The sequence below is a fragment of the Streptomyces sp. NPDC088252 genome, assembly GCF_044740965.1.
GTDB lineage: Bacteria > Actinomycetota > Actinomycetes > Streptomycetales > Streptomycetaceae > Streptomyces.
Genome location: NZ_JBIURS010000025.1, coordinates 1 through 14342, shown reverse-complemented (window position 1 = coordinate 14342; position 14342 = coordinate 1). Strand labels below are relative to the sequence as shown.

The 14342-nt window shown below is 69.8% G+C and carries 13 protein-coding genes and 1 pseudogene; 8 read left to right on the top strand and 6 right to left on the bottom strand.

All coding sequences use genetic code 11. The annotated features are described in order from the left end of the window. Nucleotides 1-21 precede the first annotated feature (21 nt). Both ACIOHC_RS35025 and ACIOHC_RS35020 read left to right on the top strand, forming a co-directional pair. Nucleotides 22-171, top strand: a complete 150-nt coding sequence (locus ACIOHC_RS35025) for a hypothetical protein (RefSeq protein ID WP_384280627.1) — start codon at nt 22-24, stop codon at nt 169-171. 865 nt (nt 172-1036) lie between these two features. Next, nucleotides 1037-1777, top strand: a complete 741-nt coding sequence (locus ACIOHC_RS35020; protein ID WP_401845465.1) for an alpha/beta hydrolase — start codon at nt 1037-1039, stop codon at nt 1775-1777. Between the two features lie 10 nt (nt 1778-1787). Here ACIOHC_RS35020 and ACIOHC_RS35015 read toward each other — a convergent pair whose 3' ends face one another. The 6 genes from ACIOHC_RS35015 to ACIOHC_RS34990 all read right to left on the bottom strand — a co-directional run bounded on the left by ACIOHC_RS35015 (nt 1788) and on the right by ACIOHC_RS34990 (nt 8593). Further along, nucleotides 1788-1913: a hypothetical protein gene (locus tag ACIOHC_RS35015; RefSeq protein ID WP_365692518.1), complete on the bottom strand. Its 126-nt coding sequence runs from the start codon at nt 1911-1913 to the stop codon at nt 1788-1790. Between the two features lie 82 nt (nt 1914-1995). Beyond that, the gene (locus ACIOHC_RS35010; protein ID WP_401845462.1) at nt 1996-2253 is read right to left on the bottom strand and encodes a hypothetical protein; all 258 of its coding nucleotides are present in this window, start codon (nt 2251-2253) and stop codon (nt 1996-1998) included. 355 nt (nt 2254-2608) lie between these two features. After that, a complete protein-coding gene (locus ACIOHC_RS35005; protein ID WP_401845460.1) occupies nt 2609-3784 on the bottom strand; it encodes a serine hydrolase domain-containing protein in 1176 nt (391 codons plus the stop codon). Nucleotides 3785-4110: 326 nt separating this feature from the next. Then, entirely contained in the window at nt 4111-5211 is a 1101-nt protein-coding gene (locus ACIOHC_RS35000; protein ID WP_401845583.1) for a serine hydrolase domain-containing protein, read from the bottom strand. A gap of 242 nt (nt 5212-5453) precedes the next feature. Then, complete coding sequence (locus tag ACIOHC_RS34995) at nt 5454-7871, bottom strand: FtsX-like permease family protein (protein WP_401845459.1); 2418 nt, start codon at nt 7869-7871, stop codon at nt 5454-5456. Further along, nucleotides 7868-8593: an ABC transporter ATP-binding protein gene (locus tag ACIOHC_RS34990; protein WP_351086910.1), complete on the bottom strand. Its 726-nt coding sequence runs from the start codon at nt 8591-8593 to the stop codon at nt 7868-7870. The genes ACIOHC_RS34995 and ACIOHC_RS34990 overlap by 4 nt, the downstream gene beginning before the upstream one ends. A gap of 179 nt (nt 8594-8772) precedes the next feature. Between ACIOHC_RS34990 and ACIOHC_RS34985 the strand changes: the two genes are divergently transcribed. From ACIOHC_RS34985 to ACIOHC_RS34960, 6 genes and pseudogenes are all read left to right on the top strand, one after another. Further along, nucleotides 8773-10005 carry a sensor histidine kinase gene (locus ACIOHC_RS34985; protein ID WP_401845456.1) on the top strand — a complete coding sequence of 411 codons (1233 nt, stop codon included), beginning with the start codon at nt 8773-8775 and terminating at the stop codon, nt 10003-10005. Further along, the gene (locus ACIOHC_RS34980; protein WP_351086913.1) at nt 9993-10628 is read left to right on the top strand and encodes a response regulator transcription factor; all 636 of its coding nucleotides are present in this window, start codon (nt 9993-9995) and stop codon (nt 10626-10628) included. The genes ACIOHC_RS34985 and ACIOHC_RS34980 overlap by 13 nt, the downstream gene beginning before the upstream one ends. A 191-nt stretch (nt 10629-10819) precedes the next feature. Next, entirely contained in the window at nt 10820-10987 is a 168-nt protein-coding gene (locus tag ACIOHC_RS34975; RefSeq protein ID WP_351086915.1) for a hypothetical protein, read from the top strand. A 218-nt stretch (nt 10988-11205) separates the two neighbouring features. Beyond that, entirely contained in the window at nt 11206-12882 is a 1677-nt protein-coding gene (locus ACIOHC_RS34970; protein ID WP_401845454.1) for an amidase, read from the top strand. 100 nt (nt 12883-12982) lie between these two features. After that, nucleotides 12983-13837, top strand: a pseudogene (locus ACIOHC_RS34965) (IS5 family transposase). Continuing rightward, complete coding sequence (locus tag ACIOHC_RS34960) at nt 13834-14238, top strand: type IV toxin-antitoxin system AbiEi family antitoxin domain-containing protein (RefSeq protein WP_351079962.1); 405 nt, start codon at nt 13834-13836, stop codon at nt 14236-14238. The pseudogene ACIOHC_RS34965 and the gene ACIOHC_RS34960 overlap by 4 nt, the downstream one beginning before the upstream one ends. Nucleotides 14239-14342: the final 104 nt, after the last annotated feature.

Here is a 14342-nt window from a genome sequence, read left to right as displayed (position 1 = left end):
ACCAGCCCACAGGAGGATTCCATGCAGAGTCCCGCCACACCCCCGCCCGCCACGTCCGGGCCACAGGCCGGCGGCCTGGTCCGCTCCCGCAGGTCGATCGTCGCCGCCCGGGGCCGCAACGCCATCCCCTCGGACGGCGGCGGCACCGGCAAGAGCGACGGCAACGACTGACGGATCGGGAGCCCTGACGCGATGACGCGCCTGTCCATCGTGGAGTGCCTGGGCGAGGACTTCCTCGCCCAGGCACTGCACCGCGAACACCGCCACGTACCCGGCGCGATCGATGTCGCCGGACTGATGACCTGGGACGACCTCAACCAGATCCTGGCCGGCCACCGCATGGAGCCGCCCCGGATGAGGCTGTCCCGCGACGGCGAGACTCTGCTGGTCGGCGCTGGCGCCCACCTGCGACGGCGGTCACAACTACGGCTGCTGGGCACCGGCACTCGCCGACTACATCCCCCGGCTCCAGGCCTCGTTCGGCACCGCGGGCCGATCCCCGAAGGAACCAGGCCCGACCCCCGGCCGGCGTCCGCCCGCCGGCCGGGCGGTCGTCAAGAGGGGCTCGCACCATGGGAGTCCGATCGGCTCGCAACGTCCGGTGCGTGCGATCGCAAGGCGCCGGAGGGTCCTCGGACGGGGTTCTCCCCGCCGGGCCTCGGCCCCCCATCACCAGCCGCCGCTGCCGCTCGTCCAGATGCGGGAACAACACCCCCAGCTTCACGGCGAGTTGATCACGGACCTCATCGGAGGCGCTCGTACCACAACAACGAGCCGAATCCCGCGAAGCAACACGTTGATTCTCTGCGAACTGTGAGGTGAGCGGCTCCGCGGCATCCGGTCACGGAGCCTTGGCAAGAACCCGTTTGGCGAACCACGGTGACCACTGCTACTTTTCCGGAGGCCGTGCGAGAGAACGAGGAGGTGGTACCCGTGAACGCAGTATCGACGTGGGTGCTCTCCTCCGGGGTCACGGTCGGACGATAGACAGGTCGTCCGGGAGCGCCATTCCTGTGCACTCCCGAAAGGCACGACCATGCATTTCACTTCTGAACAACGCCTCGACGACAGTGTCATCGAGCGCGGATTCACCCTCGGCGAGATCCCCGGCATCCTGTGGACGCCCGCGTCCGCGTCCGCATCCGCACCGGCGCCGCTGATCCTGCTCGGCCACCCCCCGCTCGGGCTGGGCAAGATGTACCCCCGGCTGGTGGCCCGGGCCCGGCGCGCCGCGGCGGAGGGTTTCGCTGCGGCCACCATCGAGCTCCCCGGGAGCGGTGACCGGCCCCGTTGGGCCGCCGCCGAGCAGGCCCGCGCCGACCTGCGCCGGGCGATGGAGGCCGGCGAGCCGGTCGGCGACGAGATCGTCGACGCCCTCGTCCTCCCGCTCGTCGAGAAGGCGGTCCCGGAATGGCAGGCCGCCCTGGACGCTCTCCTTTCGCTGCCCGAGATCGGCGGCAAGGTCGGATACTCGGGGGGCGTGATCTCCATCGGCATCCGGCTGGCGGTGGTCGATCCGCGCATCGCGGCCGCCGGTCTGTTCGCCGGGAGTTTCGTGCCTCGCGCCATGTTCGAGGAGGCCCGCCAGGTCACCATTCCGCTGCACGTCCTGCTGCAGTGGGACGACGAGGGCAACGACCGGCAGGCGGCCCTGGACCTGTTCGACGCCTTCGGCTCCAAGGAGAAGTCCCTGCACGCCAATATGGGCGGGCACACCGGCGTCCCGCAGTTCGCAGGAGACGCCGCGGCCCAGTTCTTCACCCGGCACCTGAAGTGAAGCCGGGCGGTCAGGCCGCCAGCAGACGGTAAGCCGCGCCGACCAGGACGCCGCTCATCGAGGACAGGTCCCGGCCCTCCTCGACGGCGGTGGCCAGCGGATGTACAACCGCCCCGATCGCGGCGGTACAGGCCACCTCCGGTACCGGCCGGTCGGGGCGGCGCGAGGGTGCGTGCCCGCCGGGCGGGCACGCACCGCTCCCCCTCAGGCCGACCGGGTCAATCGGCCGCCGTGAAGTAGGCTGCCGGATCAAGGGAGTTGAGAGCGATCCAGCGCTGCGTCGTCGCTTCGGCGGGCGCCTGGCCGCCGCCCGCCGAAGCGCGGAAGAAGCCCCGCACGTCAAGAGCGATGCGGGGATCGTCGTCGATGCGCCGCGCCATGTCGTAGTAGACGGACAGCTCATGGACGCACCGCGGGCTGGCGGTCGGGCAGGAGCAGTCGACGCTGTCGAGGGCCGGCGCGGGCGGATGGCCCACGTCGGCGATCGCGCGGAACGGGTCGTCGGTGAGCAGGGGCTGGATGCCGCTCAGCCGGCGGGAGATCTCGGCCGTCGCCTCCGGGGACGTGTTCGGCGGTATCCCTCGGACATGACGGGCGCGGAGTGGGCCGTGGCCCGGTCGCTGCTGCCGGGGCTTGTGATCCGGGCGCGGATAGAGCGGCGCGGCTCGATCTCCCGGGGCTCCCCGCCAGGTCCGAGGGAGGCGTACATCTGGCGTGCCGGCGTCCGCCCTGCGTGCTGGTCGGCACCTGCACATTTCCACGGAACGGGGCCGGGGCCGCCGGAACGCGCCGGCGACCCTGCGGGCCGTCTTCCCGTCTGTCTCTGCCTGGTCAGCGGCACAGCGCCGTGTCGACGGCGGCCTCCACCCGCTGGGAGGCTGCACCCGTCGGGGCGGTGGTTACCGCGATGCCGACGGCACGTCCGTCCTCTGTGACGCCTCCTCGTGTCCGGTATCCCAGGGCGGTTCCGCCGTGGCCCCAGTAGACGCCGCCGCATGACAGCGGCGTGCTGGTCAGGCCCAGTCCGTAGCGGACGCCGGGGCCGCGTGCCTCTGCGGGGACGGTGGTGCGCATCTGGGCGAGCTGGGCCGGGGGCAGGAGTCTGCCGTCGAGGAGGGCGGTGTAGAAGCGGTTGAGGTCGCTGTTGGTGGAAACCAGAGCACCCGCGGCCCACCCCATGGACATGTCCATGGTGGTGTAGTCGATCAGAGGTCCGTCGGCCTCTTCCCGTTCGTAGCCCTTGGGGTGGGGCTCGTGGAGGGTCGTCTCTCCGGGCTTGGGGAAGTAGGTGTGGCGCAGTCCGATGCGGTCGATGATGCGCCGGTCGATCTCCTCACCTATCGGGCGGCCGGTGACCTTCTGGATGATCAGGCCCGCGACCAGGTAGTTCGTGTTGCTGTACTCCCACTTCGCGCCCGGGGAGAAGTGGGCCTCCTGCTTCAGGGCGCCGTCTAGCAGATCGCGCGGCTCGAAGTACCGGTACCGGACGGCGGGGAAGTCCGCGAAGATGGGGGATTCCATGTATTCGGGCAGGCCGCTGGTGTGCTGGAGGAGCTGGCGGACGGTGATGTGGCGTCCGTCGATCCCCTCACCGCGCAGCAGACCGGGCAGGTAGGTGTCGACGGGGGCGTCCAGGACGATCTTCTTCTCGGCGACCAGCTGCAGCGCGACCACGGCCGTGAACGCCTTGGTGTTGCTGCCCGCCCGCACCTGCCCGTCCTTGGGTACCTTCGCCCCGGTCCCGAGGTCACCGACACCCGCGGTGTAGTTACGCGTCCGGCCCTCACGGTCCGTGACGCTCGCCAGCGCGGCAGGCATCCGGTCGTCGAGCACCAAGGCGTTCAGGCTGCTCTGAACAGCGTCCGGCCTGGCGGCGGAGGCCGCGGACGGCAACAGCGCACCGGTGGTCATGACGGCTCCGGTGAGCACGGTCACGGCCAGCAGGGCCTTACGCCGGCCACCTTGCGAAAGCGTGGGACGAAACCTCGGCGATACACGTGCGTACATGGAACAACTCCTGTCGTGACAGCGAAGAGCGATCGAAGCGTGAGTCGGTACGCGCCTCGGCGGTGAGGGTGGCGGATTCCGACTCCGGGACCGGATACGGGCTCTTGCGAGATGTGGGGCAATGTCGGACGGGCCGTTGCTCTGGTGGCCTGGCGACGCTTGTGAGCACGGGCCCGCCGGGGTATCGGTCGCCGTTCCCGCGAGCGGGAGCGGCGACCGATACCGTCAAGGGCCGGTGGCGGCAGGGGCCCGCCCACCGGCCTGACCCGCCCTCATCGGGCGTCTGCGGCCGCGGTGCGGGCTTTCCGGTTGGGTCAGTGAGGGTTTCAGCGGCACAGGGCCGTTTCGACGGCGGCCTGTGCGTGCTGTTCGGTGGCGCTGTCGGCCGGCATGGCGGTCAGTGCGATGTTGACCGCACGGCCGTCCTCCGTGACACCTCCCAAGGTGGCGTATCCCGGAATGGTTCCGCCGTGGCCCCAATAGACGCCGCCGCACGGCAACGGCGTGCTGATCAGGCCCAGTCCATAACGGACACCCGGGGCGCCTGCGGGGACGGTGGTGCGCATCTGGGCGAGCTGGGCCGGGGGCAGGAGTTTGCCGCCGAGGAGTGCGGTGTAGAAGCGATTGAGGTCGCTGTTGGTGGTGATCACCGCACCCGCGGCCCAGCCCCAGGACGGGTCGAGTTCGGTGACATCGCGCCAGGGCGAGTCGGCTGTGTCCCGGTGGTAGCCCTTGGCGTGGGGCTCGTGGATGGTCATGTCTCCGGGGGTGGGGAAGTAGGTGTGGCGCAGTCCGATGCGGTCGACGATGCGCCGGTTGATCTCCTCGCCCAGCGGGCGGCCGGTGACCTTCTGGATGATCAGGCCCGCGACCAGGTAGTTCGTGTTGTTGTACTCCCACTTCGCGCCCGGGGAGAAGTGGGCCTTCTGCGCGAGGGCGCTGTCGAGGAGCTCGCGCGGCTCGTAGTACCTCTGCGGATCCTTGAGGACCGCGCGCTTGTCCAGGTATTCGGGCAGGCCGCTGGTGTGCTGGAGGAGTTGGCGGATGGTGATGTGGCGTCCGTCGATGCCTTCGCCGCGCAGCAGGCCGGGCAGGTAGGTGTCGACGGGGGCGTCCAGGGCGAGCTTCTTCTCGGCGACCAGCTGCAGCGTGACCACGGCCGTGAAGGCCTTGGTGTTGCTGGCCGCCAGTACCTGCCCGTCCTTGGGTACCTTCGCGCCGGTCCTGAGGTCGCCGACACCCGCGGTGTAGTGACGCGTCCGGCCCTCGCGGTCCGCGACGCTCGCCGACGCGGAGGGTATCTGGTCGTCGACCACCAAGGTGTTCAGGCTTCTTTGAACGGGGTCCGGCTTGGCGGCGGAGGCCGCGGACGGGAACAGTGCACCGGTGGTCATGACGGCCCCGGTGAGCACGGTCACGGCGAGCAAGGTCTTACGTCGGCCGCCTCGCGAAAGAGTGGGACGGAACCTCGGCGATACACGTGCATGCATGGACAACTCCTGTCGGTAGGGGAACAACATCAGTGGGTCAGTGAGAGGTGGTCGTGGTGCGACGGGCCTGCCGGTGGCTCGGCCTGGTCCTGTGATGGTCGCGGCGCATGAAGGAACGGCTTTCCGCTCGTGCCCCCGCCCGAGGACGGGAAGCATGAGAGAGGCGGGACCTGGTTCCGCTACGTGATTCGCGGAGACTTTCGGCGGCGCAGCAGCCGGCGGGCGGGCAGCATGACAGCCGCCGTGCCCGACAGGAACACAGTGCCGAGTACGGCCGCGCAGACCGAGGGGGACACCGACAGCGCGGACAGACCGGTCACCGCGCCGCCGAAGGTCAGCAGCGTCACCGCCGCGACCAGGGAGCCGACGGCGGCCCCCGTACCGAGTACGAGGCAGGTCTCCAGCCGCAGCATCGCCAGAACCTGGCCGCGGGTCGCGCCGATGAGCCGGAGCAGAGCCAGTTCACGACGGCGGGACGCGGTGGCGACGGCCAGCGTGGTCACCACGCCGATCAGGGTGAACAGGGAGATCGCCGCGACTGCGAGCAGTCCGGGCAGGGCCTGCTGGCGTGCCTTCTCGGTGAGGGCCGCACTGTACTGTCCGGCGGACGTGGCACGGGTCCCGGGGAAACGGTCGAGCACCGGTCGCAGGTCGGCCGCTCCCTTCACCAGGAGGTAGTCGTCGTGGCCCGCGTCGGTGACGTGGGCGGCGACCACATCGTGAGGCAGCAGGACATCCCCGAAGCCCTGTCCCCGGTCGTAGACGGCCACCACCTCGGGTCGGATCACGGTGCCGTCCCCGAGCCAGAGAGACACGGTCGAACCGACCTTGGCCGCGCTGGCCACGTTCGAACTGAGCGCGACCGTGTTCTTGCCGCGCAGGCCCTTCAGCAGGCCCGCCTTCACGTCCGGGTCCAGATTGGACAGTGCGCCCTTCACGCCTTGGGTGGGCAGGGACTGGAGCTGGTCCGCGACCGACATCACCACGGTGGTGCGTTTCACCGCGGTCACGGTCCCCGGTCCGGCCGTCCTTTCCACCGCCCGGTACATGGCCCGGGGCACGCCCGGCCCGTTCGAGACGAGCACCTGGTCCGCTTGCAGCCCCGCGGCTGCCTGCGTCCGGGTGGCGTTGACCGCGGTGGTCTGCACGAACAGCTGGCTGGCGCCGAAGGAGAGCGCGAGCGCGATCGGCGTGATCACCGACGCGAGTCGCACGGCCGCGGCGGTGGCCGTGTCGGTGGCGAGCCGGCCCGGGACCGGGAACAGGAGGCGCATGACGGGGCTGAGGACGACGATTCCCCCTCGGGCGATCGAGGGACCCAGGAGGGCCGCCGCCCAGATGAGGGAGAGTACGAGTCCGCCCATGGCCGCGGTCGCCACCTGCCCGCCGAACGCGAACGCGGTGCCAGCCGAAGCGAGACCGACGACCAGGAGCACCAGGCCGGTGATCACGCGCCAGCGCGGTAGCCGAGTCGGTTCGGCGGAGGTCTCGCTCACGGCCTGGGCCGGCCGGATCCGGGATACCCGTCGTGCCGCGAGCCAGGCGGAACCGACCGCGGTGAGGACCGTGAGCGCCAGGGCACCGACGACAGGAAACGGTCCCAGAGCGAGCCCCAGCCCCGGGGGCAGGACCCCCTGCTCGGCCATGAAGCGGTGCAGCAGGGTGCCGAGCCCGAGCGACAGCAGACCGCCCAGGAGCGACGCCGGTACCGTGACCTTGAGCGTCTCGCGGACGATCACCCGGCGGACCTGCCGGGGGGTGGCACCGATGGCGCGCAGGACCGCGAGCTCGCGGGTCCGGTCCCGTACGGACATGTCCAGGAGACCCGTCACGATCAGCAGCACCACCAGGAGGGCGACACCGCCGATCGACGCACACACGCCGATCAGGTCGAGTCGTGCCGCCGCCACCTCCGGGTTCTCGACGTCGCCGCGACCCGCGCCGGTCGCGACGACGAGACCGGGGGCGGCTGCCCGCAGCGACTGGGCGGACGTCTTCTCCGTGCCGAGCACGACCAGCGCGTCCGCACGCTCGGGACGGCCACTGAGGACCTGTGCCGTGCGCTGACCGAACCAGACGTCGTGGCCTGCGGCGGACCGGTCGGCCACCAGGCCGGTGACCCGGTAGGGCTCCGGCGCCCTGCCGCCGACCTGGAGACGGACGGTGTCACCGACGGCCCTGCCGCCGCCGGAGTCCACCGCAACTTCGTGTTCTGCCTGCGGAGCACGGCCGGCGCGCAATTCGACAGCGGTGAGCGCGGTCGCATCCCAGCCGCGGCCGGTCCGCACGGCCCCGTCGGCGGTGACCACCGGCAAAGAGACGTCCGCGACCACCTTTGTGACTCCTGGTACCGCGCGTACCCGGTCCGTCACCGATACCGGTACCCGGGCCCGCTCCACCAGCGGCCTGGCATCGGCCTGGTCGTCCCGGACGGTCTCCACGCGCTGGCTCGCGGCGACGACAGCCACGGCGCGCTCATAGCGGTCGGCCGATCCGTGCGCCCGTAGTGCGGACTCCAGCAGGACCCCGAACGCGCCCGTCAACGCAGCCGCGCACAACAGTGCCGCCGCCACTCCGGCGGCGATCCCGCGCCTCACAGCGTGCCCCAATGGGCCAGGACGGCTGCGGCGGAGGGAGTCGTGAGCTCGTCGACGATCCTGCCCCCGCTCAGGAAGACGACGCTGTCGGCCCAGGCCGCCGCCACCGGGTCGTGGGTGACCAGCACGACCGTCTGCCCCATCTCGTCGACCGCGTCACGCAGCAGTTTCAGGACGTGCTCGGCCGACCTCGGATCGAGCGCGGCTGTCGGCTCGTCGGCGAAGACGATCTCCGGGCGGGTGACAAGCGCTCGGGCGACCGCCACACGCTGCTGCTGGCCGCCGGACAAACGTGCTGGAAGCCGGGCCAGGTGGCCGGCCATCCCCACCCGGTGGACCACTTCGTCCAGCCAACGCCTGTCCACCTGGCGGTTCCCGAGGGACAGCGGGAGGGTGATGTTGCGCTCGACATCCATCGAGGGCATGAGGTTGTAGCCCTGGAAGACGAACCCGATCCGTTCACGGCGCAGCCGGGTCAACTCCGTCTCGCGGAGCCCGCCCATGTCCAGATCCCCGAGCCGTACCGTTCCGCTGCTGGGCCGGTCGAGGCCGGAGGCGCAGTGCAGGAAGGTGCTCTTGCCCGATCCGGACGGGCCCATGATCGCGGTGAGACTGCCCTTGCGGAACCCCCAGCTGACCCGGTCCAGCGCGGTCACCTCGCCATAGGACTGGGAGACCTCCTCCAGGGACACGGCGAACGGCGTGGCCTGGGTCGTCGTCATCGGTTGCATGATGGGTCCTTCGGTTCCCTCGATCGGTCAGAACGGGTACCGAACGTAATCGCGCAAGCCAAGCAGACGGCAGCGGTCTCTCCCCCGAACCGGAGGTGTAGCGCGCTCCACCTGCCAGGTGGAGCGCGCACTTATGACAAGGGAACCCCCGTGAAGTACGGTCTTGCTCCATGGACCTGAAGGCAAGAGTGCTCCACAGCCTACGATCCACGAGGTATCTGCTGGGTGGACTCGCCACCGCTCTACCTTCGCTGGTTGGTTACGTTCTGTTGCCGCTCGTCTGCTTCTCGCTGATCTTCGCGCCGATCCTTCCGTGGGCGGTGCGGCCGTTGCGCGCCTTGGCCGATGTCGAACGCCGACGCGCCGAACGCGTTCTCGGCCGCCCCGTACGCCGGCCCTACCCGACGCCCGAAGACAATGCCTACCAGCGGACGCTCCAACTGCTGCGGTTCCCAAGTACCCGCAAGGACGTGGCATGGATGCTGGTTCACGGCATCGTAGGGCTCGTCCTTCCCGTCCTCGTCCTGGGAGTGCTGCTCAGTCTGCTGCTGACGATCTCCATCCCGCTGTGGTGGTGGACCCTGCCCGGCGGAACCCTCACCCTCCTCGCGGCCCCCCTCACCACCTGGATGCAGGCGATCGTCCTGTCCGCGGTGTGTGTCTGGCTCTTCGCCGCCCTCTTCTTCTGGCTGGCCCCCGCCACGGTGAAGCTGGAGACATGGATCGCGGAGATCATGCTCGGTACGTGGACCGGCGCCGGCCGGCGGATCGAGGAACTGACCGCCTCGCGCGCGGGAGCCCTCCAGGCCCACGAGGCGGAACTCCGACGGATCGAACGCGACCTCCACGACGGCACCCAGGCGCAGCTCGTGGCGGTGGCCATGCGCCTGGCCCTGGCCGAGCGCCGGTTCGACAAGGACCCCCAGAGTTCCAGGAGAATGGTGCTCGAGGCCAGGACCACCGTGGACGAAGCACTTGTCCAACTGCGCACCGTCATCCGCGGTATCCACCCGCCGATCCTCTCCGACCGGGGACTGAACGGAGCCATCCGCTCCCTGGCCGCAGGCCGGCCGATCCCCACCACCCTGGACCTGCCCGAGACCGACCGCCGCCCCCCCGCCGCCGTCGAGGCGGCCGCCTACTTCGTCGTCGCCGAGGCGCTGACCAACATCGCCCGGCACAGCGACGCGAGCCTTGCTCAGGTGTCGCTCCGGTACGACGGCCCCACGCTGCGCGTCGTTGTGCGGGACGACGGGTGCGGCGGGGCCGCACCCGGCTCCGCCTCGGGCAGCGGACTTGCCGGGGTGCGCCGACGGGTCGCCGCCCTGGACGGTACGACGAGGATCGACAGCCCTGTCGGTTCCGGAACGACGATTGAGGTGGTGCTGCCGTGCGGATCGTGATCGCGGAGGACAACGTCCTTCTCCGCGAGGGCCTGATTCTGCTCCTGGAGGACGTCGGGCACGAGATCGTGGCCGTCGTGGGAAGCGGGCCCGAGATTGTCCCCGCCCTGCTGGAACACCGGCCGGACGTCGCCGTCCTGGACGTCCGGCTGCCGCCCGGATTCCGCGACGAGGGGCTGCGTGCCGCCATCGAGGCCCGGAAACTCGTTCCCGACCTGCCGCTCCTGGTGCTCTCCCAGTACGTCGAGGAGAGCTACGCCGCTGAACTGCTCGGACAGGGCGCCTCGGGGATCGGCTACCTGCTCAAGGACCGTGTGGGACACATCGAGGAATTCCAGGACGCGCTGGAGCGCGTCGCTGCGGGCGGAACGGCGCTGGACCCCGAGGTCGTCTCCCAGCTGATGAGCCGCCGGGACCCGCTCGACGCGCTGTCCCCCCGCGAACGGGAGGTACTCGGGCTGATGGCGCAGGGCCTGGACAATCCCACGATCGCCACGACCCTGTTCATCACCGAACGTTCCGTCAGCAAGCACATCGGCAGCATCCTCGCCAAGCTGAACCTGCCGCCGAGCGACAGCGGTCACCGCCGGGTCCTCGCGGTGCTTGCCTACCTGAACGCCTGACCCGCGTCCCGGACGGCCGTCCCGTGCGGCGACGTGTCCGTCGCTGCACGGGTGTAGCGGGCTACACCTCCGGTTCGGGGGGACGGTCCGATGTGCCGACCGGGGGCGGAGGGAGAAGGTAGACGGCGTAAGAGATCCCACCCCCTGCCGCCCATCGGGCCGCCGGGGGCGCACAACAGGAGGAACCCCTGATGAAGCCCGTGCTCTGGCTGCTGCTCTTCGTCTCCACGGTGGCGGCGGTCTACGTCAGCACCTTCGCCCACTACACCGGCACCACGAGGGTCCTGGCCGGGGTCGGCACCGGCGTCGTCTTCGTCGGATCGGCGCTGGGAGTGTGGCTGACCAGCGGCAAGAAGTGACCCGTAGCGGCGAGAGCACCTGAGGAGGGGGTGTCCGGCAGCGAGCCGGACACCCCCTCCTCACGCGTGACGCGGAAAACGGACACCCCCTCAGGAGGTGTAGTCCGCACCACTCCCGAACGGGGAGTCATCCCTGTCGTTCCGAAAAGACGCCGTTCATAGGCTCTTTTGTACGGACACAGGGCCTTCCTTCCCTCGCCTCTACGGAGAAGCAACTGATGCGCTCGCTCACTCGAACCACGCGACGGCACACGGTGATCGCGGTATCGGCAGCCTGCCTGCTCGTCCCCCTGGCGGCCTGCGCACCGGACGACGGGCCGCGCCCGGCCGCCTCGGCCGACAGAGCCGCCCCGGCCGCCCCGAAGAACGGGGGGAAGCGCGACGGACGACTGGACAAGCGGCTGGACCGCGTCACGATCCTGGAACTCCAGGAGGACATGAAGGGCAAGCGGCTGACGTCCGAGGAACTGACCCGGGCATACCTGGACCGCATCCATCGCCTCAATCCCCGTCTCAACGCCGTCGTCACGGTGAACCCGGACGCACTGGACCTCGCGCGCAAGAGCGACGACCTGCGCCGCACCGGTGAAGTCCGCGGCCCCCTGGAAGGCATTCCCGTCCTCATCAAGGACAACATCGACACCGCGGACCGCCAGCCCACCACCGCCGGCTCCACGGCCCTGCTGCACTCCAAGCCAGCCCAGGACGCCTTCCTGGTCAAGAAACTGCGCGACGCGGGCGCCGTGATCCTGGGCAAGGCGAACATGTCGGAATGGGCCAACTTCCGGTCTTCCGAGCAGACGGCTGGCTGGAGTGCCACCGGCGGCCAGACCCGCAACCCCTACGTGCTCGACCGCAGCCCCTGCGGTTCCTCCAGCGGCTCCGCGGCCGCCGCCGCGGCCACCCTGGCTGCGGTGACCATCGGCTCCGAGACGGACGGCTCCATCGTGTGCCCCGCGAGCGTCACCTCCACCGTCGGCGTTAAGCCCACCCTCGGCATGGTCAGCCGAAGCGGCATGATCCCCATCACCAACCGCCACGACACCGCTGGCCCGATCGCCCGCAACACGACGGACGCCGCCCTGACGCTCTGGGCCATCCACGGCTCGGACGCCTCCGATGCCGACACCGCCGATGCCGACACCGCTCTCCCCACCGACTACCGCACCGTACTCGACCCGAACGCCCTGCGAGGCAAGCGCATCGGAGTGTGGCGCAAGGGCCACACCGGCATCGACTCCGACGTGGACCGCGTCTTCGAAGCGACCGTCCAACAGCTGCGAGCACTCGGCGCAACCATCGTCGAGGGCGCTGACGTGGCCGACTCGAAGGACATGATGCAGAAGGACATGCTTCCCGCCGTACTGACCGAGTTCAAGCACGACCTCAACACCTACCTGGCCACCACCCCAGGTCCCCACCCCAAGAACCTCACCGAACTCATCGAGTTCAACAAGCAGAACTCCGCTATAGAAATGCCGAAGTTCGGCCAGGAACTCTTCGAGATGGCTGACAAGACTGACGGAGACGTGAACGCCCCGGCCTACAGGCAGCACCGCGACGCCGCGACCCGGCAGGCCCGCCAGGCCATCGACAGCGTCCTCGCCGAGCACCGGCTCGACGCCATCGTCACCCCCACCAGCATCCCCACCCCCACCATCGAAGCGCTCGACCCCACCCCCTTCGAAAGCTCCACCCGCAATTCCGCAGTGGCCGGCTACCCCCACATCACCGTGCCCGCCGGCTACGCCAAGGGCACGCTGCCGCTCGGCGTCTCCTTCCTCGGAACGCGCTACAGCGACGCGACGCTGCTCAGCTACGCGTACGCCTTCGAGAGGGCCACCCCGGTCCGCAAGGCGCCCACCTACCTCCCCACCCTGCCCGGCCGGTCTTAGAGGACGTTAAGTCCGTTTCTAGATGATCTGGCGTCGCCCGTTCGTGGGTACGGAGTCGCTTGGGCTGACCCGCGTGTCGTGAGCATGATGGGGTCGAGGTATGGAACGGATGCCGTACTCAACGGACTTGCCCGACGGGCAGTGGGCGTTGATCGAGCCGCTGGTCACCGCCTGGAAGCAGGATCGGGTGTCGCGCTCGGCGACCGGGGACCCGGGCTCCTGCGACCTGCGCGAGGTCGTGAACGCCCTGCTGTACCAGAACCGGACAGGGTGTCAGTGGCGGCTTCTTCCGCACGACCTACCGGCCTGGTCGGCGGTGTTCTACTACTTCACCCTGTGGCGCGAGGACGGCCTTGACCAGCGGATCCAGGACATCCTGCGCTGTTAGGTACGGGAGCGGGCCCGGCGATTAGAGGACCCGTCCCTGGTGATCATCGACGCCCAGTCCGTCCGCGTGGCGGCGGGGGTGCCGAAGGAGACGACGGGACTGGACGCGAACAAGAAGACGCCGGGCAGGAAGCGGGGACTCGCCGTCGACGTGCTGGGCCTGGTCATCGGCGTGGTGGTCCTGGCCGCGAGCGCGCACGACAACGAGGCCGGCATCGCCCTGCTGGACCAGGCGGCCGAACGGTGCGGGATGCGCTTGGAGAAGGCCCTGGCCGACCAGGGCTTCAAGGACGCCGTGATCATCCACGGGGCGGTGAACGACATCACCGTCGAGGTGGTCCGCCGCAACCCCGACACCCAGGGCAAGGGCTTCGTTCCGCAGCCGAAGCGGTGGGTGGTCGAGCAGGTCAACGGCACCCTCATGCTCCACCGGCGCCTCGCCCGCGACTACGACCACCGGCCCGACAACGCCGCCTCCCGCGTCTACTGGGCCTCCACCGCGGGCATGCTCCGCCGCCTCACCGTCCCGAGCCCCGCCTGGCGCGACGAGATCGAGCTGGCCGTGTGAACGTCACCGAACTCCTGCGGCTGCTGCAGACCGAACACGACGAGACCGCCGCACGCGCCGACCACCTGCGCGAACAGATCGAGCGGCTCACCACCGCCCTCGCCGAGACCGAAGCCCGCCTGGCCGAGCTCGCCGCCACCCGCAAGGTCATCGACGGCCTCACCCTGCCCGACCACGAACCGACCCCCGCGCAGACCACCACCGCCACCGTCTACCAGCGCATCGTGACCGCCTTCAACGAACATCCCGGACGGGTCTTCCGGGTTCGCGACCTACACGAACTCCTCGGTCTGCCTACCGACGAGCCCTCGATCAACGTCACCCGCTCCCGACTGGGACGACTCGTCCGTCAGGGACTCCTCGACCAACCCGGACGCGGCCGCTACCAGAAACGGACTTAACGTCCTCTTAGGGCTCGCAGAGAATCAACATGCGGGTTTGGTCTCTTGCGGGGGTTCGGTCCCGTATTTTTCGAGGTAGGCGGTCACGTCTGTGGGGGTGCGGA

What these genes read in the sequence shown, in the direction of transcription:
- ACIOHC_RS34970 (WP_401845454.1), top strand. Translation starts at nt 11,206, where the DNA reads ATGCGCTCGCTCACTCGAACCACGCGACGGCACACGGTGATCGCGGTA.
- ACIOHC_RS34985 (WP_401845456.1), top strand. Translation starts at nt 8,773, where the DNA reads ATGGACCTGAAGGCAAGAGTGCTCCACAGCCTACGATCCACGAGGTAT.
- ACIOHC_RS35020 (WP_401845465.1), top strand. Translation starts at nt 1,037, where the DNA reads ATGCATTTCACTTCTGAACAACGCCTCGACGACAGTGTCATCGAGCGC.
- ACIOHC_RS34975 (WP_351086915.1), top strand. Translation starts at nt 10,820, where the DNA reads ATGAAGCCCGTGCTCTGGCTGCTGCTCTTCGTCTCCACGGTGGCGGCG.
- ACIOHC_RS35005 (WP_401845460.1), bottom strand. Translation starts at nt 3,784, where the DNA reads ATGTACGCACGTGTATCGCCGAGGTTTCGTCCCACGCTTTCGCAAGGT.
- ACIOHC_RS35025 (WP_384280627.1), top strand. Translation starts at nt 22, where the DNA reads ATGCAGAGTCCCGCCACACCCCCGCCCGCCACGTCCGGGCCACAGGCC.
- ACIOHC_RS34990 (WP_351086910.1), bottom strand. Translation starts at nt 8,593, where the DNA reads ATGACGACGACCCAGGCCACGCCGTTCGCCGTGTCCCTGGAGGAGGTC.